The sequence below is a fragment of the Streptomyces davaonensis JCM 4913 genome, from assembly GCF_000349325.1.
In the GTDB taxonomy this organism is placed as follows: domain Bacteria; phylum Actinomycetota; class Actinomycetes; order Streptomycetales; family Streptomycetaceae; genus Streptomyces; species Streptomyces davaonensis.
Genome location: NC_020504.1, coordinates 7,263,863 through 7,282,046 on the forward strand (window position 1 = coordinate 7,263,863; position 18,184 = coordinate 7,282,046).

Consider the following 18,184-nt stretch of genomic DNA (forward strand, 5'->3'; position numbering starts at 1 on the left):
GGAGGGAGGCCGAGATGCGCCGCAAGGCCAGTCTGATCCTGCTCGCCTTCGCCGTGTTCTTCGCCGCGCTGTCCCCGATGCTGCGCTGGTACGCCTTCCCGCGCCTGGCCAAGATCCCCGCGAACCAGTACCAGGACATGGTCCTGGAGGCCAAGGACGCCACCCTTCTCGACTACGGCACGATGAAGGCGCGCAAGGTCTCCAAGGTCACCATCGTGCAGACCCTCAAGGGCAACGTGGAGGCCTCGGAGAAGATCGAGAAGACGGCCGGCCGGGACGTCGTGGTCTGGGACGGCCTGTCCTATGTCGAGGGCCCCGACGGCGAGATGGTCTCCCAGATCCCCGAGCGCTACATCTTCGACGCCCACACCCAGGAACCCGTGCACGCCACCGGCGAAACGGTCGACGGCGACTCCGTGCGCCGCGAGGGCATCGAGTTCAAGTGGCCGTTCCTGACGGAGAAGCGGTCCTACGAGTACTTCGACGCCCAGACCCGCACCTCCGCGCCGATCCACTACAAGGGCACCGAGAACTTCCGCGGCGTCGAGGTCTACTACTTCGAGCAGACCATCCCGTGGACGAAGGTGCCCTACCCCAAGAAGTTGCCCGTCGACGGCGTCTCCGCGAAGTCCCTCGCCGAGACCGGCACCACCCGCTGGTACACCACCGTCCGCAAGTTCTGGGTCGAACCCCTCACCGGCGCCCCCGTCTACGGCGAGGAGATCCACAAGGAGGAACTGCGCGGCGGCACGCTCCTCGGGGACCGAGACAAGGTCACCGCGTTCGCCGGGCACGTGAAGATGCGCGAGGACTACATCGACCACACCGTCGACCTGGTCAAGTCCAACCGCACCCTGGTCCTGATGATGACGTCGTACCTCCCCTGGGGCTTCCTGACCCTGGGCATCCTCCTGCTCTCCCTCGCCCTCTGGCTGGAGGCCCGCAACCGCCGCCCGGCGGACCCGGAACCCGCTCCGGACAGCGCACGGGAACCGGTCAACGCCTGAGCGCGACGCCCGAGTTGTACGATCCCGCATGACTGGCGCACGCAGCATCGGGGGAGGCCGCCGTCATGGCCAAGGTCGTCGTCGTACACGGCATCGGGAAGCAGTACCTGGGACCGCACACCCTGCACGGGGGAGTGGCGCCGGCGCTGCTGGACGGCATGAGGGCGGCGGCCGCGCCGGAGTTGAAGCCCGAGGACATCGAAGTGGCCTTCTACGGCCACTGGTTCCGTCCCCCCGGCGCGAAGAGCGACGACTACGCCTGGACGCACCGCGATGTGACCGAGGGCTTGGAAACCGAGCTGCTGATGGCGTGGTGGCAGGAGGCGGCCCGCACAGCCCCCGACCGGGTCCCGCCACCAATCCCGATGACCGGGACGACGACGAAGGCCACGACCCCGCAGACCGTGCAACGCGCCCTGCACGCGATCAGCCGACTCCTCCCGTCCCGCTTCACCGACCGCTTCCTCATCGGCATCCTCAAACAGGTCCGCCGCTACCTCACCGAGGACGAGACCCGTGACCGTGTCCAGCGCAGCGTCGCGGAGGTGGTCACCGACGACACCCGGGTCCTGGTCGCCCACTCCCTCGGCAGCGTCATCGCCTACGAGGCCCTGTGCGCGCACCCCGAGTGGCCGGTGCGCGCCCTGGTGACCCTCGGCTCCCCGCTCGGCATCCCCGGCCTGGTCCTGGACCGCCTGCGCCCCAGCGCGACCTGGCCGCCCGTCCTGCGCGAGTGGACGAACATCTGCGACCGGGCGGACGTAGTGGCCCTCACCAAGGAACTGGCCCCGCTCTTCAAGGGGGCTGACGGCCGGACCGTGACCGACGTACTGATCGACAACGGCAGCCACGCCCACGACATCGTCCCCCACCTCACGGCCGCGCCGACCGGAGCGGCCGTAGCAGCCGGACTCCAGCCATGACCCGCCGTACCGTCGTCGTCAGCGGCACCGACGCCTACGACCACGAACTGCCCCCGCTGCCCCGCGCGGCACCGGACATGGACACGGTTGCCGAGGTGTTCCGCACCCTCGGGTACGAGGACGGCGACCGCCTCCACAACCCCACCGCCGACGGCCTCAGACGCGGCCTCGCCGACTGGGCCCGCCGCGCGGACCGCAGCGAGGACGTAGTCGTCCTCTACTACACCGGTCACGGCGAACGCGACGACAAGGGCCACTTCCTGATGTGCCGCGACAGCGAGTCCGGCCAACTGCGCAGCTCCGCCGTCGAGTCCGAGCGGATCGTGGAGATCCTCGCGGAGAACGGCCTGACGAGAATCCTCCTGATCCTCGATACGTGTTACGCCGGTCAGGGCGCCGTGGACGCGCTGCGGGCCCTCGCCGGGAGCCTGGCCTCGCCCGCGGTGGACGCGGGCCGATGACGGACTTCTCGTACATCGCGGCGGCGAGACCCCAGGACCTGGCGACGGACGGGGCGTTCGCCGGAGCCCTGCAAGAGGCGGTTGCGGACCCCCTCCTGGGCGGCCCGCACCAACGCCACCTCCACCTGAGCGACATCGTCCAGCACATCAACCGCACCCTGCGCACGCGGGGCGAGTTCCAGAAGGCCGTCCACGGCACCCTGATCGCGGACGGCGAGACCCCCTTCTTCCCCAACCCCCGCTACACACCAGGCACTCCGGCCGGCCTGGACCTCGCGGAGCAGCGCGTGTGGCTGCTGAGCAGCGAGGCGCGACGACGCCAGGAGGAACGGGTCAGCCACTTCGACCCACGGGGCCGGGGCAGCGACGCCCCGTCTGGCACGGCGTCGTACTTCACGGGCCGTACGGCGGTGCTGGGCGAGCTGACGGCTTGGTTGGACGACGATTCGGCGGAGCTGGGGCGCAGTGTGCTCGTCACCGGCGGCGCGGGAGTGGGCAAGTCGTCGCTGCTGGGGCGGCTGTTGCTGCTGGCGGACCGGGAGGCACGGGAGTCACTGGACGACGGGGACCCGTTGGTGCCTGTGCCCGTGTCGGGCATCGATACCGCGATCCACGCCCGGCACAAACTGCTGGACGACATCGTGGCCGGGGTCGCCGACGCGGCGGGCGTGCCGGGTGCCGGGCGGCGCGAACTGCTGGCGGCACTCGGCGAGCGCACGGAACGGCTGGTCGTCCTCGTGGACGCCCTGGACGAGGCGGGCACGGCCGGGGCGGACGAGGAACCGCAGGCCATCGCCCGCTCCTTTCTGCGCGAACTGGCCGAAGTGCCCTGCGTACGGCTGTTGGTGGGCGCCCGCCCGCATGTGGCGGACGCGTTGGGCCCGTCCTTCACGCGGATCGATCTGGCGGACCCGCGCTGGCTGGGCCCCGGCGATATCGAACGGTACGCGCGCAAGCTGCTGCTGGCGCCGGACGGGGAGGGTTCGAGCGGACCGTACACGGAGGAGTCGGCGGCTCCGGTGGCGGCGGCGGTGTCGGCGCGGGCGGGCGACAACTACCTGTGCGCCCGCCTGATCGCCCGCCCCCTGGCGCGGAGGCCGCATCCCCTGAACACGGGAGTCGAGGGCTGGGAGAGCCAACTCCCCTCCCTCACGCAGCAGATCGCCCGCCCAGGCGTCGAGGCCGCCTTCAGCTGGGCCCTGCGCGAACGCATGCCCCGCCAGGAGGAACGGGCCCGCGCCCTGCTCACGCCACTGGCCTTCGCCGAGGGCCAGGGCGTGCCCGCGACGGGGGTGTGGCAGGCGATGGCCTCGGCGGTGCTGGGCGCCCCGGTCGGCCCCGAGGACATCAGGCGGGCGCTGTCGGCGGACGGCGAACTGATCGAGCTGATCGTGGAGGACACGGACGCGGCGGGGCGGTCGGTGTACCGGCTGTACCACGAGTCCTTCGCGGACGCGCTGCGCGAACAGGCGGCGGCGGGTACGGGGGAGCGGGTCGCGGGGGCGCTGCTGGCGTTGGTGCCGGTGGACGCGGAGACGGGGGTGCGGGACTGGGCGCTCGCGGATCCCTATCTGAGGGCCCACGCGGCCACGCACGCGGCGACAGCGGGGTTACTGGACGAACTGGTCCTGGATCCGCAGTTCTTGCTGACGGCGGAGCCGATCGCGCTGCGGCGGGCGCTGCCGGTGGTCGCCCGCGACGATTCCGTCGCGGCCCGGGCGGCGTATCTGCGGTGTGCGCCGATTCTCGCGTCGGAGCGGTTGGGGGAGGGAGACCGGGTCGCCCAACTCCACATGTCGGCACTTCAGGAGAGCGCGGAGTCCCTGGCCGCGGCGATCCGGTCCCGGTTCCCCGAACGCCCGTGGGAGGTGCTGTGGTCGCACTCGGCGTCGGCGCCCTATCGGGCGTTGGGGGACTCCGAGGCAGTGGTGGAAGACCTCGCGGTGGTGACCTGGCAAGGGCGGGAGGTGATCGTCACGCTGGAGGCCGACAGTCGGATACGGGTGTGGGATCCCGCCACCGGCGAGGGGCTCAGCGAGCTCATGTCGCCGACGGGCGGCAGCGTGCGCAGTGTCTCGGCCTGCGGCGAGACCGATCAGCCGTGGCTCCTGATGACCACGCGGACGGGGAAGTCTCCGGGGCTCACCGTCTCGGTGATCGACATGTCGACGGGGCTGCCGCTGGGCCCGGAGCTGCCGACCAAGGCCCTGGCCCCTGAATCCGTGGCCGCGGCCGAACTCGACGGTACCTGTGTCGTCGCTGTCGGCGAGCCCGGCGAGGTGCGGATTCTGGACGCTCGCACGGGATGGGAGCTGACCCGGGTCGACGGACTGGCGGAACCGAGGCCCGGCGGCAGCATTCATGTGGCGCTCGGCATGGGGGAGAGATACATGGTCCTGGCCGCAGCGGTGGGGGCTGCGTGGCAGGACACCTCATGGTGGAGGCGACACGACGCGCAGGTGCGCACTTGGCACCTCGACCCTCGGCAGAGCTGGTATGTCGTGAACCAGGGCGGATGCGCGGCGCGGGGCAATACGGTACAGGCCCTGGCCGTGCTGCAAGGCGAGGTTCATGTTGCGACCTCCCGCGGGTATCGGATGTTCGCCTCTCACCGTGAGAGGGGACTGCACCACAAGACCGTCACCGAGTGGTTCCTTCCCGGGACCGACCTCGGACTGGGCTTCTTCACCTTGGGAGGCGAGACGCGCTGCGTGCGGGGCGCCGAGACCTTCGTGCGGGTGGACGCCTGGGGCCAGCGCCACGAGCTTCCGACCGGGGGAAAGATCAAGGCAGCGGCGGTGGTTCAGGCCGGCACCGCGGCACCGGAACTGGTGACGGCCGGGAACGGGCCCGGCATCCGGGTGTGGGACATGCGCCCACGCGGGTGGAACGAGACGCCTTCCTACCCGACGTATCGAGGACTTGGCGAGCAATGCGTCGCCGCCGAGTTCGATGGGCAACGGGTGCTGGCAACCGGAAGGGCAGATATCGCCCTCTATCATCCGCGCACGGGGGAACGGCTGCGCGAGTTGGGCGTCGTCACAGCGTGGCTGGGGCGTTCCGCCGACGTCGACCTGCCACTCGTGGTGTACGACGCGGTGGGCGGGGCGCTCTCACGACGTAACGCATGGGTGCTCGACAGGTCCGACGTGCGAGCCGTACCGGTCGACGGGCGGAGGATGGCTGTTCTGTCCAATGTGACCGTCGTCCGCCTGGGCGAGCGGAGGATGCTGGCCGGGACACAGAATGCCCTGAAGGAAGTGGTGATGCTGTGGGACCTCACCGGTAAGAAGATCCAGAGCTGGTTCGTCGACGCACCCGCAGACATGAGACTTCGTACCGTCGAGGCCGGTGGCACTCTCTGGCTCGGCGTCAACTCTTACCGCCGCAGCGGTGGTGGCGCCAAGGAAGTCCGAATCTACCGCTTCCCGGAGGATCAGCCCGCGCCCGACGGCACTGTCGCGATCATGGGTGGAGCCCACGCGTTCGACCTGGGCCGGTGGCAGGGGAGAGCGTCGATCGCGTACCCCAGCCGGGAGGCACATGCTGTGCTCATTCATGACCTCGCTGACTCCTGTGGAGTCGAGCAATGGGAACTCCCGCCCGGTGCGGATGTCGTCGACCTCGTTTTCGCCGGCTCCCGGGACCTCCTCGCCGCCGCCACCGCCGACGAGCGTCTCCTCTTCTTTGTGCCGGGTTCCCCCCACCCCATCGCCACCGTTCATGTGGGAGCCGATATCTGGTCAGTCGCCCCCGTAGACGACCAGGTCATCGGCGTAGCCACCGCCAACGCCCTCTTCGCCCTTCAGCTCCCGCCCCCCTGACGCCGCGCCCGAGCCGCCGTGTGACGCGTCGGCTCGGCGGTCGCCGGATCCTCCGGCCACGGATGCTTCGGATACCGTCCCCGCAGCTCGGCCCGCACACCCCTGTACCCGTCCTTCCAAAAGGACGCGAGGTCAGCTGTGACCGCCGCAGGGCGCCCCGCAGGGGACAGCAGATGGACCAGCACCGGCACCCCCGCGACCGACGGCGATTCGTGCAGGCCGAACATCTCCTGCAACTTCACGGCGAGGACGGGCTGTTCCGGGTTCGTGTAGTCGATCCGGATTCTGGACCCACTGGGGACGGTGAGCCGCTCGGGCGCCAGCTCGTCCAGCCGGGCCGCGTCGCCCGTGGCCCAGGGGAGCAGGCGACTCAACCCCGCCCCCGCATCGATCCGCGCCAGATCCGCCCGCCGCCGGGAACGGCTCAGCTCCGGCTCCAGCCACTCCTCCACGCGCGCGTACAACGCATCGTCGGACACATCGGGCCACGGATCCCCCACCCGCATCCGCAGAAACGCCAGCCGCTGCCGCAGTACGACCGCCTCCGGCGACCACCGCAACAGACCCAGCCCTTCCTGCCGCAGCCCCTCAAGCAGCGCATCGCGTACGAGGGCGGGGTCGGCGTCCCGCAGCGGACGTACCGTCAGCTCGATCGCCCCCAGCCGCTCCACCCGGCGCGCGACCACGTCCCCGTCCGCCCAGTGGACCTCCTCGCCCTCGGAGTACAGGGGAGCGGCAGCAGTCCGGGCCGTTTCCTCGTCCACCACCGCCGCGAGCTGCACACGCGCGTGCCCCTTGCCGACCGGACGGTCCGCCACAGCGACCGCCAGCCACGGCGCCCCGCGCAACGACGACCCCTCCCGCAGCTCGGCCCGCGTCCCGGAGGCCATCAGCACCGACCCACCCTCGACCCGGCCGACCCGCTCGGGAAACGCCAGCGCGGCGACGGTACCGGCCAGCGCGTCGTCCTCTGCTCCGGAGCCGGAACCCGACTCCCCGCCGACACTCCTCAGCCGCCGCACCTCCGCCCGCCACCGCCCCGCGTACCCGTCACCCCCACGCCGAGCCGCCCGCAGCGCCGCCGACAGATCGTCGCCGTACTCCCGAGGCGCCTCCTCCGACAGCAGCGCCACCACCTCCGCGCCCCCGCCGGACGTGTCCAGCAGCGCCCGCCCCAGTCGCGGGTGCAGGCCCAGCCCGGCCAGTCGCGCTCCCCGGTCGGTCGCATGTCCCGAGTCATCCACCGCCCCGATCGCCGACAGCACCGCGCGGGCCGCCGCCATCGCACCCGCGGGCGGCGGGTCCAGCAGGGCCAGACCGGCCGCCGGCGGATCCCCCCAGCACGCCGTCTGCAATGCGAACGCCGTCAGGTCCGCCACCTTGATCTCGGGGGACGGGAACCGCGGCAGACGCGCGTCCTCCGTCTCCGTCCAGCAGCGGTACACCGCCCCCGGCGCCTCACGCCCGGCCCGGCCCGCCCGCTGGCGCCCCGCCGCCTGCGAGGCCCGCACCGTCGTCAGCGCGCTCAGCCCGCGCGCGTGGTCGACGCGCGGCTCCCGCGCCAGACCGGAGTCGACGACCACCCGAACCCCGGGGACCGTCAGGGACGACTCGGCCACGGAGGTCGCCAGGACCACACGGCGCCCGGATCCGGGAGACAGCACCGCGTCCTGCACCGCCGCCGGGGCCCGCCCGTGCACCTGGAGAACGTCCACCCCGCCCAGGTCGCCCAGTTGTCCAGCCACCCGCGCGATCTCGCCGACGCCCGGCAGGAAGCACAGCACGTCCCCGTCCCGCTCGGCCAGCGCCCGCCGCACCACTGACGCCACATGCGTCAGCAGCGCCGGATCGACCCGCATGCCGTGCGGCGGCCTTACCGGACGCGCCGGCGGCGCCCACACCACCTCGACCGGGTACGAGACACCCTCCGCCTCGACCACCGGCGCGTCGCCCAGCAGCCGTGCCCAGCCCTCCGCGTCAGTCGTCGCCGACGCGGCCACAAGACGAAGCTCCGGCCGCAGCGCCTGCCGTACGTCCCAGAGGAAGGCCGCCGCCGTGTCCGCGTCCAGATGGCGTTCGTGGCACTCGTCGAGGACGACGACGTCCACCCCGGCCAGCTCCTGGTCGCGCTGGAGGCGCTGCACCAGCACACCCGTCGTGACGACCTCCACGCGCGCGTGGCGCCCGACGACCCGCTCGCCGCGCACCGTGTACCCGACGCTCTCGCCGACCTTCTCGCCCAGCAGCCACGCCATCCGCCGGGCCGCGGCGCGGGCGGCGATCCGGCGCGGCTCCGCGACGACGACCCGACGCGCCGCCCCCTCGCCGAGCAGCCCGGCGAGCGCCAGCGGGACAAGGGTCGTCTTGCCGGTGCCCGGCGGCGCCACGAGGACCGCCGTGCCGTGTCCCTCCAGGGCGTCGGTCAGTCCGGGAAGGGCACTGCGTACGGGAAGGGCGTCCAGAGCGTCGTAGCGGATCACACGCTCAGTCTCGTACGCAGACGAAGATCGCCGTCCCGGGGATGAGGCTTCCGCGCAGCGGGGACCAGCCGCCCCACTCCGAGCTGTTCCAGGCCGGCCACTCCGGCTCGACCAGATCCACCAGGCGCAGGTCCGCCGCCACGATGTCGCGGACGCGGTCGCCGATCGTGCGGTGGTGCTCGACGTAGACCGCGTGGCCCGTCTCGTCCTGCTCGACGTAGGGCGTGCGGTCGAAGTAGGAGGCGGACACCGACAGGCCCTCGGGGCCCGGCTCGTCCGGGAACGCCCAGCGGATGGGGTGGGTGACGGAGAAGACGAACCGACCGCCGGGGCGCAGCACCCGCCGCACCTCGCGCAGGACCAGCACCGGGTCCGCCACGAACGGCAGCGCGCCGTACGCCGAGCACGCCAGGTCGAAGGAGGCGTCGGCGAACGGGAGCGCGCCCGCGTCGGCGCAGATCAGCGGGAAGGAGGAGCCGATGCGCAGGGCGTGCTGGAGCTGGCGGTGGGACAGGTCCAGGGCGACCGGGTGCGCGCCCTGCGCGGCCAGCCAGCGCGCGCACTGGGCCGCGCCGGCGCCGATCTCCAGGACGGCCTTGCCCTTCAGTTCCTCCGGCGGGCCGAGCAGCTCCGCCTCCACCTCGTCCAGGCCCTCGGGGCCCCAGACGAAACGTTCGTCGCCGAGGAAGGTGCCGTGCTCGATCTGGTACTCGTCGGCGTTGCGGTCCCACCAGCCCCGGTTGGCCCGGGAGCTCTCCGCGACCCCGGCGGCACGCCGAGTGGCCTCCGGCTCGGCTTCGGACCCGTGGGCGGCATCGGTGGATACGGGCTCTTGGATGATCGGCTCCCTCGTCGTACTCTTCCGTGCAACCCGTCGCGGCGGCCGTCATGGCGACACGTCATGAATGGGGCGCCATGACGCGCGCGTGGCCTCGTGAGACAGGTTTTGTGCCGGGTATGCGGCGATCCGCCCCGGGTGTGCGCCTTCGCGCATTGACCCTGCCCGGCTGCCCCCGTATGCTACAAGTTGCGCTGCGGGCCTGCGCACCTCAGACATAGCAGGCTGCGCTCGCATCTGTTGTATGTCCCCTCGGTTTTCGAGGCGCATCACCGGTTTTCGCTGGTGAGGCGCTTCCTTGGCTGTCCGGCTTCTTCAGAGCGATACGGGCTCCCGGCGTAGCAGTACCTACGACTTCAATGTCCGTACCGGAGCCCTTTCCCACATGACGAGCAGCACCGAGACCACCGCCACCACCCCGCAGGTTGCGGTCAACGACATCGGTAACGAGGAAGCCTTCCTCGCCGCGATCGACGAGACGATCAAGTACTTCAACGACGGCGACATCGTCGACGGCGTCATCGTGAAGGTCGACCGGGACGAGGTCCTGCTCGACATCGGTTACAAGACCGAAGGTGTCATCCCGAGCCGCGAGCTCTCGATCAAGCACGACGTCGACCCGAACGAGGTCGTGGCCGTCGGCGACGAGATCGAGGCCCTGGTCCTCCAGAAGGAGGACAAGGAAGGCCGCCTGATCCTCTCGAAGAAGCGCGCCCAGTACGAGCGTGCCTGGGGCACCATCGAGAAGATCAAGGAAGAGGACGGCATCGTCACCGGTACCGTCATCGAGGTCGTCAAGGGTGGTCTCATCCTCGACATCGGCCTCCGCGGCTTCCTCCCGGCCTCCCTGGTCGAGATGCGCCGTGTTCGCGACCTCCAGCCCTACGTGGGCAAGGAGCTCGAGGCGAAGATCATCGAGCTGGACAAGAACCGCAACAACGTGGTCCTGTCCCGCCGTGCCTGGCTGGAGCAGACCCAGTCCGAGGTGCGCCAGACGTTCCTCACCACCCTCCAGAAGGGTCAGGTCCGTTCCGGCGTCGTCTCCTCGATCGTCAACTTCGGTGCCTTCGTGGACCTGGGTGGCGTCGACGGTCTGGTTCACGTCTCCGAGCTGTCCTGGAAGCACATCGACCACCCCTCCGAGGTTGTCGAGGTCGGCCAGGAGGTCACCGTCGAGGTTCTCGACGTCGACATGGACCGCGAGCGCGTCTCCCTGTCGCTGAAGGCGACCCAGGAAGACCCGTGGCAGCAGTTCGCCCGCACCCACCAGATCGGCCAGGTCGTGCCCGGCAAGGTCACGAAGCTGGTTCCGTTCGGTGCGTTCGTCCGCGTGGACGAGGGCATCGAGGGTCTGGTCCACATCTCCGAGCTGGCCGAGCGCCACGTGGAGATCCCGGAGCAGGTCGTCCAGGTCAACGACGAGATCTTCGTCAAGGTCATCGACATCGACCTGGAGCGTCGCCGGATCTCGCTGTCCCTCAAGCAGGCCAACGAGTCCTTCGGTGCCGACCCGGCGTCGGTCGAGTTCGACCCGACCCTGTACGGCATGGCCGCGTCCTACGACGACCAGGGCAACTACATCTACCCCGAGGGCTTCGACCCCGAGACCAACGACTGGCTCGAGGGCTACGAGAAGCAGCGCGAGGAGTGGGAGCGCCAGTACGCCGAGGCGCAGACCCGCTTCGAGCAGCACCAGCAGCAGGTCATCAAGAGCCGCGAGGCCGACGCTGCCGCTGCCGCCGAGGGTGGCGACGCCGCGGGTGCGGCTCCGGCCGCGTCCGGTGGCTCGTACTCCTCCGAGGGCCCGGACAACAGCGGTGCGCTGGCCTCGGACGAGGCGCTTGCGGCTCTCCGCGAGAAGCTGGCCGGTGGTCAGAGCTGACGTCAGCTTCTAGCTGAGGGCAGTTAAGGCTCTTAGGGGTCGTACCTTTCGAGGTGCGGCCCCTTTGGCGTGCTTGGCGGTCGGCTGCGGGCCGGTGTTCTTACCCTTACTTTCAAGATCGGGGGAATGCCCCTGCCCGCCCCCGCGTTGTTCACTACGAACACGAGGAGGAGCGGTCACTGTGCTTGATCCGCAGGGTTTGTACGCATGGGAGCCGAAGGGCCTGGCCGTCGTCGACATGGCGCTGGCGCAGGAGTCGGCGGGCCTTGTCATGCTCTACCACTTCGACGGATACATCGACGCGGGCGAGACCGGCGACCAGATCGTCGACCGGCTGCTCGATACACTGCCCCACCAGCTCGTGGCCCGATTCGACCACGACCGGCTGGTCGACTACCGCGCCCGCCGCCCGCTGCTGACGTTCAAGCGCGACCGCTGGACCGACTACGAGGTTCCGGCCATCGAGGTACGGCTCGTCCAGGACGCCACCGGCGCCCCCTTCCTTCTCCTGTCCGGTCCCGAGCCGGACGTGGAGTGGGAGAGGTTCGCCGCCGCGGTCCAGCAGATCGTGGAGCGGCTCGGCGTCCGGCTGTCCGTGAACTTCCACGGCATCCCCATGGGCGTCCCGCACACCCGGCCCGTCGGCCTCACCCCGCACGGCAACCGCACCGACCTCGTCCCGGGCCACCGCAGCCCCTTCGACGAGGCGCAGGTGCCGGGCAGCGCCGAGTCGCTGCTGGAGTACCGCCTGATGGAGGCCGGCCATGAGGTGCTCGGCGTCGCGGCGCACGTACCGCACTACATCGCGCGTTCCCCGTACCCGGACGCGGCCCTGACCGTCCTGGAGGCCATCACCGCCGCCACCGGCCTGGTCCTCCCGGGCATCGCCCACGCCCTGCGCACCGAGGCCCACCGCACCCAGACCGAGATCGACCGCCAGATCCAGGAGGGCGACGAGGAACTGGTGGCGCTGGTACAGGGCCTTGAGCACCAGTTCGACGCGGCGGCAGGGGCGGAGAGCAGGGGCAACATGCTCGCCGAGCCGGTGGACATCCCGTCGGCGGACGAGATCGGCAGAGAGTTCGAGCGGTTCCTGGCGGAGCGAGAGGGCGACAACTAGGGCCCGTCCGCGAGGGCCTAAGCTCAGCGCATGCTGAAAGTTGGCCTCACCGGCGGCATCGGCGCCGGAAAGAGCGAGGTGTCACGACTCCTCGTGGAACACGGTGCCGTACTGATCGACGCGGACCGCATCGCGCGGGAGGTTGTGGCGCCGGGCATGCCCGGCCTCGCCGCGGTCGTCGAGGCCTTCGGCCAGGGCGTGCTGGCGGAGGACGGGAGCCTGGACCGGCCCAAGCTGGGCTCCATCGTCTTCGCCGACCCCGAGAAGCTCTCCGTACTGAACGCGATCGTGCACCCCCTCGTCGGCGCCCGCTCGCGCGAGCTGGAGCAGGCCGCCGCCGAGGACGCCGTGGTCGTGCACGACGTGCCGCTGCTGACGGAGAACGGGCTGGCGCCGCTGTACGACCTCGTGATCGTCGTCGACGCGAGCCCCGGGACCCAGCTCGACCGGCTCGTGCGGCTGCGTGGGATGACCGAGGAGGACGCCCGCGCGCGGATGGCGGCGCAGGCGTCGCGGGAGAAGCGCCGGGAGATCGCGGACATCGTGATCGACAACGACGTACCGCTGGAACAGCTTCAGCGACGGGTGCGGGACGTGTGGGACGAGCTGGAGCGAAGGGCGGCCCACGCCGCTCAGGAATAGCCGCCCTTCATCGGGGCGTTGAAGCCCCTCAGTGAGGGAAGGACTCTGCCGTGCCCGAGACCAGCGGTTCCACCGGACGTACTCCGGAGACGCATGTCATCGACTTCCGTGCCGCCGAGCATCTGCTCGCCGCGCGGGACCCGCGGGGCGCGGTGAAGCTGCTCGACGGTGTCATCGCCGCGCACCCCGAGAACACCGCGGCCCGGCTGCTGCGCGCGCGTGCCTTCTTCGCGGCGGCCCAACTGCGGCCCGCCGAGCTGGAGTTCACCATCGTTCTGGAGCGCGAGCCGGACAACGCGTTCGCGCACTTCGCGCTCGCCCGCACCTACGAGCGGCAGGGGCGCGGCGACCAGGCCGTCCGGCACTTCCGGCTGGCGGCCGCACTGGACCCCAACCCGCAGTATGTGAAGGCGGCGGGGTTCGAGTCCTGAGCGTCAGCGGTGGTCGGGCGGGTTGTACGGCGGGATGTCGGGGCCCGGCTGGTAGTGCGGGCCCTGGTGGATGTGGCGGACGATGAAGCCCATGTCCACGGCGACGACGAGTGCCAGGACCCCGCAGGCCACCGCCCAGCCCGTACGGCCGACCAGCGCGAAGACCGCCGTGCCGAAGAGCGCCCAGACCAGCCCCCAGACACTCAGCCAGAACCGCGTCCGCAGGGCACTGCGCGCAGTCGTGGGTTCACTGCCCGTACGCATCGGGATCACCACTCCTCCTTCGGAACGTACTCTTCGAGGACGCGTTCACCAAAAGGGGGTGTGCGGTGCCGCTGTCGTGGTCATTGCCGGATGCCGACGAGCTGCCTGAGATCCTGATCGACCTCGCCGTACCGCACGAGGACATCGAAGTCCTGGTCCGCATGCGCCGGAGAGTCACCGACGATCCGGAACTCAGACGGTTCCTGGAGGCGTCGGTCGAGGAGCTCGTGCGGGACATGGGGCAGGTCGGCGTGCGCGTCGAGCTGCCCGAGCTGGACTGGCCCGCCGGGCCCTTGCAGCGCTGTTTTCCCGCGTACGTCTTCGTCGCGGCGCTGCCCCACACGCGCGCGTACCACCGCGAACGCGGTGTCCCCGCCGAGGTCACCCGGCGTACTCTCGCCGACCTCGGCCGGAACATGGCCGTCCACCGCAGGCGGTACGGCCGGACGGGCGTACAGGCGCCGAGGTGGCTCACCCATCACTTCCGGGGCGAGCTTTACCAGCTGGGGCGGCTTCAGTTCGAGCGGGCGCGTGCCGGAAAGTGGCTCGACGCGGCCCCGGACGCGCCCTGTCTCAACCTCCACATCCCCGATTTCCACGGGCCGCTGACCCCGGCGGCTGTCGACCGCTCCCTGGCGCTGGCCCGGGAGTTCTTCGCGCGGCACTTCCCCGAGGAGCGGTACTCGGCCGCGACCTGCCACTCCTGGCTGCTCGATCCGCAGCTCAAGCGATATCTGCCGGCCGACTCCAACATCGTGCGCTTCCAGGAGCGGTTCCGGATCGGCCGTGACGACGCCGAGGAGGCCGACACCGAGCCGGTGCAGTTCGTGTTCGGCGACCCGGAACTGCCCATCGAGGGCCTGCCGCGGCGGACGGCGGTGGAGCGGGCGGTGGGGGACCATCTGCGGGGCGGCGGGCACTGGTACATCGGGCACGGCTGGTTCCTTTTCGAGGAACCGGGTGAGTCAACTTCCGCCGTACGGCGATGAGTTTCGCGGCGGCCGGCGGTCCATCCCTGTGACAGACAGCGACACACACCGCCGTACGCACACAGGAGACCCCGATGTCCGAGACCACCGCTCCCGTCCCCGCTTCCGCCCCCGTCATCGCCGAGTCCGCCACTGCCCGTGGACGCCGCGCCCGGATCGCCCTGCGTGGGCTTCAGATCCTGCTCGCGCTGTTCTTCGGGCTTGCCAGCGCCCTGCCGAAGCTGATCGCGCACTCCTCGGCCGTCGAGATCTTCGACGAGCTGGGCTGGGGCAGCGCGGGCATGTACACCATCGGGGCGCTCGAACTCGCCGGGGCCGTCGCCCTGTTGATCCCGGTGCTCCAGTCGGTGGCGGGGATCGCGCTGAGCGCGCTGATGGTCGGGGCGTTCATCGTCTCGCTGACCGCCTTCGACGGGGAGAACGCGGCCACGCCGCTCATCCTGATCATCCCGCTCGCCCTCATCGCCTGGGCGCGGCGCGGCCACAATGCCGAGCTGCTGCGGCTGGTGTCGCAGCGGGCGTGATCCGGGTACGTACGGCGACGGTCGTGTCCGACGGGCCCAGGGCCCGGTGCGGACGCGGCCGCTGCCGTGCGTCTGTGACCGTCAGCGGGGGCCGGGTCGGCCGCCCTTCTCCAGTGCCCGCAGGCGTTCCAGGTCGCGGCGGTCCCGCTTGGTGGGGCGGCCGGTGCCGCGGTCGCGGATGCCGGCCGGGGCGACGGCCTCGCGGGGCGGGGGCGGCGGGGAGTTGTCGACGTAGCACTGGACCGCGACCGGGGCGCCGACCCGCTTGCGGATCAGGCGCTTGATCACGACGATCCGCTCCCGGTTCTCGTGCCGCAGCCGTACCTCGTCGCCGACGCGCACGGTGTGGGAGGGCTTGACCCGCTCGCCGTTCACCCGCACATGGCCGCCCTTGCAGGCGGCGGCGCCCTGCGAACGGGTCTTGATCAGCCGTACCGCCCAGATCCAGCTGTCGACGCGCACGCTCTCACCGGACTGCGGCGCGGCCCGCTCGGCGGCGGCCTTGTCGTCATCTCCGTCGGAAGCCATGCCCTGACCTTAGCTCTTGAGCGGCCGCTCGGACCTGCCCATTTCCCGGGGCTTCCACACGTACCGCACATCCGGCTCCCGCTCCTCGTTGCCGCTGCCGTCGGTGTGCTCGACGGCGACGAAGCCGTGGCGTTCGTAGAAGCGGTGGGCGGGCTTGTTGATCTGGAAGGTCCAGAGGTTCAGCCCGTGCGGACTGAGTTCCTTGGCGAGCCGCACGAAACGGTCACCGAGCCCGCGCCCGCGCCAGTCGGGGTCGAGGTAGAGCTGAGAGAGCAGTTCGCCGTGCAGCACCATGACCCCGACGAGCGCACCGTCCCCGCTGTCCGCGACCCAGGTCTCCTGCCGGGGTACGACGAACTCCCGGAAGTAGTCCCGCACTTCGTCGTCGGAGTGGGGCCGCACGACAGTCGGCAGGGCGGCGCCGAAGGAACGCAGCCAGACATCGGCGGCGGCGCGGGCGTCGTCGACGGTGGCCCGGCGCAGGGCGATCACCGGGCCTCCTCCGGTACGACCGCGGTGGCCGTGATCTCCACCAGCTGCCCCGAGTAGCCGAGACAGGCGACCCCGAGGAGAGTCGACGAATGGGGCCCGAGACTGAGCCCCGAAGCCTCGACGACCTCCCACACGGAGGACAGAACGGACGTCTCACTGCTCACGACGTACACATCCGTAGCGACGACATGCTCCAAGTCGCTTCCTACGGCTGCCAGTTGCTCCCGCAGATTGGCTACCACCTGCTCGGCCTGCCGCACCGGATCCCCCTCACCCACGATCTTCCCCTCCGCGTCCAACGGCACGGCCCCCGCGAGAAACGCGAGCTTGGTACCGGCCTCGACGACGGAGACATGCGAGTAGGTCGGCGGAGGAAACAGAACAGGGCTGGTGACACGCTGAATCACGGCGACTCCTGGGAGGTACGGCGGCCAACCTACTGATCCTCGGGGGCGGACGTCCGCGACGCACCTGATTTTCACCCGCGCCCGCACGGATATCCGGTTGTACGCCCGCCCCGACCCCCGCGATCCTTGACCCACTCATGTCGCGAACCACCCACCACACCCCACCCCGCCACCGCACGGCCCCGCCCTACTGGCCACACGGCGTGACCGGCCCCTGCACGGCCCACTCGCTACCCGAACTCAGGTATGCCTACCGGGAGTTGGCCCGGGCCCAACGCGAGGGCCGCCGCCCCCGACCCACGCCCGTGCGACGACGCTTCGCCGCGTACACCTACCCAAGGGCCCTCGGCACGCGATGGACCAGCCCGTACGAGAGGCGGGCGAGGGCGGCGCTTCAGTCGTTTCGTACGGCGGCGGTGAAGGATCTGAGAGCGGCGGCACCAGGCATGCTCCGCGACGCGTCCCAAGCCCTCGATCTTGCGCCCACCCGCCACCGCCACCGAGACCTGTGGGAAGCCTGACCCTCACCCGCCGGGAGTTGACCATGACCGCCTTTCTCGAAAATGCCGCTGACCGTCTGGCCGCCCTGCCCACCGTGTGCGCGGTGGCTCTTGGTGGGTCCCGTGCTCAGGGGACCGAACGGCCTGACAGTGACTGGGATTTGGCTGTCTACTATCGCGGCCGGTTCGACCCCGCCGACCTCCGAGCTCTTGGCTGGCCGGGGGAGGCTTCCGAGGTCGGGGGCTGGGGCGGCGGCGTCTTCAACGGTGGAGCCTGGCTGACGATCGACGGTCACCGTGTGGACGTCCACTACCGGGACCTCGACGTCGTCGAGCATGAACTGGCGGAAGCGCAGGAGGGGCGCTTTCGGGTGGAGCCGTTGCTCTTTCATCTGGCGGGGATTCCCAGCTACTTGGTCGTTGCGGAGCTGGCGATCAACCGGGTGTTGAGAGGTGAGCTGCCGCGTCCGGAGGCGTATCCGGAGAAGCTCCGGCACTCGGCCTCGGAGCGCTGGTTCGGCACGGCCCGCGCAACGCTCTCGTATGCCGAGGCCAACCATGCCCCGGCGGGCCGCCTCACCGAGTTCACCGGCGCCCTGGCCACGGCTGCCGCGCAGGCCGGGCACGGGGTGCTTGCGGCGCGGGGGGAGTGGGTGACGAACGAGAAGCGGTTGCTGGAGCGGGCCGGGCTGCGTGGCGTCGACGACATCATCGGGGGTGTTGCGACGGGGCGGGTGCCGTTCGGTCATGCCGCCGTCGACGCGGGGCGGCTGTTCGAGCGGGCGATGGCGGATGCGGAGCCATTGCGTTCATAAAGAACGTGGCATTGGCACGTATCGTCACACGCAGGTAATAAGTCCGTTCCGCAATCT

Annotated in this window: 17 protein-coding genes; 11 read left to right on the forward strand and 6 right to left on the reverse strand. The window is 70.7% G+C overall.

All coding sequences use genetic code 11. The features are described 5' to 3' along the window. Positions 1-14 precede the first annotated feature (14 nt). The 4 genes from BN159_RS32035 (at position 15) to BN159_RS32050 (ending at position 6,215) form a co-directional block, all read left to right on the forward strand. Positions 15-1,007, forward strand: a complete 993-nt coding sequence (locus BN159_RS32035) for a DUF3068 domain-containing protein (RefSeq protein ID WP_015661181.1) — start codon at positions 15-17, stop codon at positions 1,005-1,007. A 65-nt stretch (positions 1,008-1,072) separates the two neighbouring features. Beyond that, positions 1,073-1,930 (forward strand): alpha/beta fold hydrolase, encoded by an 858-nt coding sequence (locus BN159_RS32040; protein ID WP_015661182.1) that lies wholly within the window; start codon positions 1,073-1,075, stop codon positions 1,928-1,930. Continuing rightward, entirely contained in the window at positions 1,927-2,391 is a 465-nt protein-coding gene (locus tag BN159_RS32045; protein ID WP_015661183.1) for a caspase family protein, read from the forward strand. Before BN159_RS32040 ends, BN159_RS32045 begins: the two co-directional genes overlap by 4 nt. Continuing rightward, entirely contained in the window at positions 2,388-6,215 is a 3,828-nt protein-coding gene (locus BN159_RS32050) for an AAA family ATPase (protein ID WP_015661184.1), read from the forward strand. Before BN159_RS32045 ends, BN159_RS32050 begins: the two co-directional genes overlap by 4 nt. Here BN159_RS32050 and hrpB read toward each other — a convergent pair. Together hrpB and BN159_RS32060 are read right to left on the reverse strand one after the other, a co-directional pair. After that, the gene (hrpB, locus tag BN159_RS32055; RefSeq protein ID WP_015661185.1) at positions 6,197-8,695 is read right to left on the reverse strand and encodes an ATP-dependent helicase HrpB; all 2,499 of its coding nucleotides are present in this window, start codon (positions 8,693-8,695) and stop codon (positions 6,197-6,199) included. The genes BN159_RS32050 and hrpB overlap by 19 nt on opposite strands. Positions 8,696-8,699: 4 nt before the next feature. After that, the gene (locus BN159_RS32060; RefSeq protein WP_193384348.1) at positions 8,700-9,536 is read right to left on the reverse strand and encodes a class I SAM-dependent methyltransferase; all 837 of its coding nucleotides are present in this window, start codon (positions 9,534-9,536) and stop codon (positions 8,700-8,702) included. A 382-nt stretch (positions 9,537-9,918) separates the two neighbouring features. Between BN159_RS32060 and rpsA the strand changes: the two genes are divergently transcribed. The 4 genes from rpsA (at position 9,919) to BN159_RS32080 (ending at position 13,608) form a co-directional block, all read left to right on the forward strand. After that, positions 9,919-11,415: a 30S ribosomal protein S1 gene (gene rpsA / locus BN159_RS32065; protein WP_015661187.1), complete on the forward strand. Its 1,497-nt coding sequence runs from the start codon at positions 9,919-9,921 to the stop codon at positions 11,413-11,415. Between the two features lie 181 nt (positions 11,416-11,596). Then, positions 11,597-12,535 carry a PAC2 family protein gene (locus BN159_RS32070; RefSeq protein ID WP_015661188.1) on the forward strand — a complete coding sequence of 313 codons (939 nt, stop codon included), beginning with the start codon at positions 11,597-11,599 and terminating at the stop codon, positions 12,533-12,535. A gap of 30 nt (positions 12,536-12,565) precedes the next feature. Continuing rightward, the gene (gene coaE / locus BN159_RS32075) at positions 12,566-13,177 is read left to right on the forward strand and encodes a dephospho-CoA kinase (RefSeq protein ID WP_015661189.1); all 612 of its coding nucleotides are present in this window, start codon (positions 12,566-12,568) and stop codon (positions 13,175-13,177) included. Between the two features lie 50 nt (positions 13,178-13,227). Next, positions 13,228-13,608, forward strand: coding sequence for a tetratricopeptide repeat protein (locus BN159_RS32080; RefSeq protein ID WP_015661190.1), 381 nt, complete (start codon positions 13,228-13,230; stop codon positions 13,606-13,608). A gap of 3 nt (positions 13,609-13,611) precedes the next feature. Here the strand turns inward: BN159_RS32080 and BN159_RS32085 are convergent, their stop codons facing one another. Then, positions 13,612-13,872, reverse strand: a complete 261-nt coding sequence (locus BN159_RS32085) for a DUF6343 family protein (protein WP_193384298.1) — start codon at positions 13,870-13,872, stop codon at positions 13,612-13,614. 65 nt (positions 13,873-13,937) lie between these two features. Between BN159_RS32085 and BN159_RS32090 the strand changes: the two genes are divergently transcribed. Both BN159_RS32090 and BN159_RS32095 read left to right on the forward strand, forming a co-directional pair. Next, complete coding sequence (locus BN159_RS32090; RefSeq protein WP_015661192.1) at positions 13,938-14,861, forward strand: acyltransferase domain-containing protein; 924 nt, start codon at positions 13,938-13,940, stop codon at positions 14,859-14,861. Positions 14,862-14,935: 74 nt separating this feature from the next. After that, complete coding sequence (locus BN159_RS32095; protein WP_015661193.1) at positions 14,936-15,385, forward strand: DoxX family protein; 450 nt, start codon at positions 14,936-14,938, stop codon at positions 15,383-15,385. Positions 15,386-15,466: 81 nt separating this feature from the next. Here the strand turns inward: BN159_RS32095 and BN159_RS32100 are convergent, their stop codons facing one another. The 3 genes from BN159_RS32100 to BN159_RS32110 are packed head-to-tail and all read right to left on the reverse strand — an operon-like array spanning position 15,467 to position 16,812. Further along, on the reverse strand, positions 15,467-15,913 hold the full coding sequence (locus tag BN159_RS32100; RefSeq protein WP_015661194.1) for an RNA-binding S4 domain-containing protein: 447 nt from the start codon (positions 15,911-15,913) through the stop codon (positions 15,467-15,469). A 9-nt stretch (positions 15,914-15,922) separates the two neighbouring features. Then, entirely contained in the window at positions 15,923-16,405 is a 483-nt protein-coding gene (locus tag BN159_RS32105) for a GNAT family N-acetyltransferase (protein WP_015661195.1), read from the reverse strand. Continuing rightward, a complete protein-coding gene (locus tag BN159_RS32110; protein WP_015661196.1) occupies positions 16,402-16,812 on the reverse strand; it encodes a RidA family protein in 411 nt (136 codons plus the stop codon). The genes BN159_RS32105 and BN159_RS32110 overlap by 4 nt, the downstream gene beginning before the upstream one ends. Positions 16,813-17,356: 544 nt before the next feature. Here BN159_RS32110 and BN159_RS32115 point away from each other — a divergent pair. Beyond that, on the forward strand, positions 17,357-18,127 hold the full coding sequence (locus BN159_RS32115) for a nucleotidyltransferase family protein (RefSeq protein ID WP_015661197.1): 771 nt from the start codon (positions 17,357-17,359) through the stop codon (positions 18,125-18,127). The last annotated feature ends 57 nt before the right edge of the window (positions 18,128-18,184 follow it).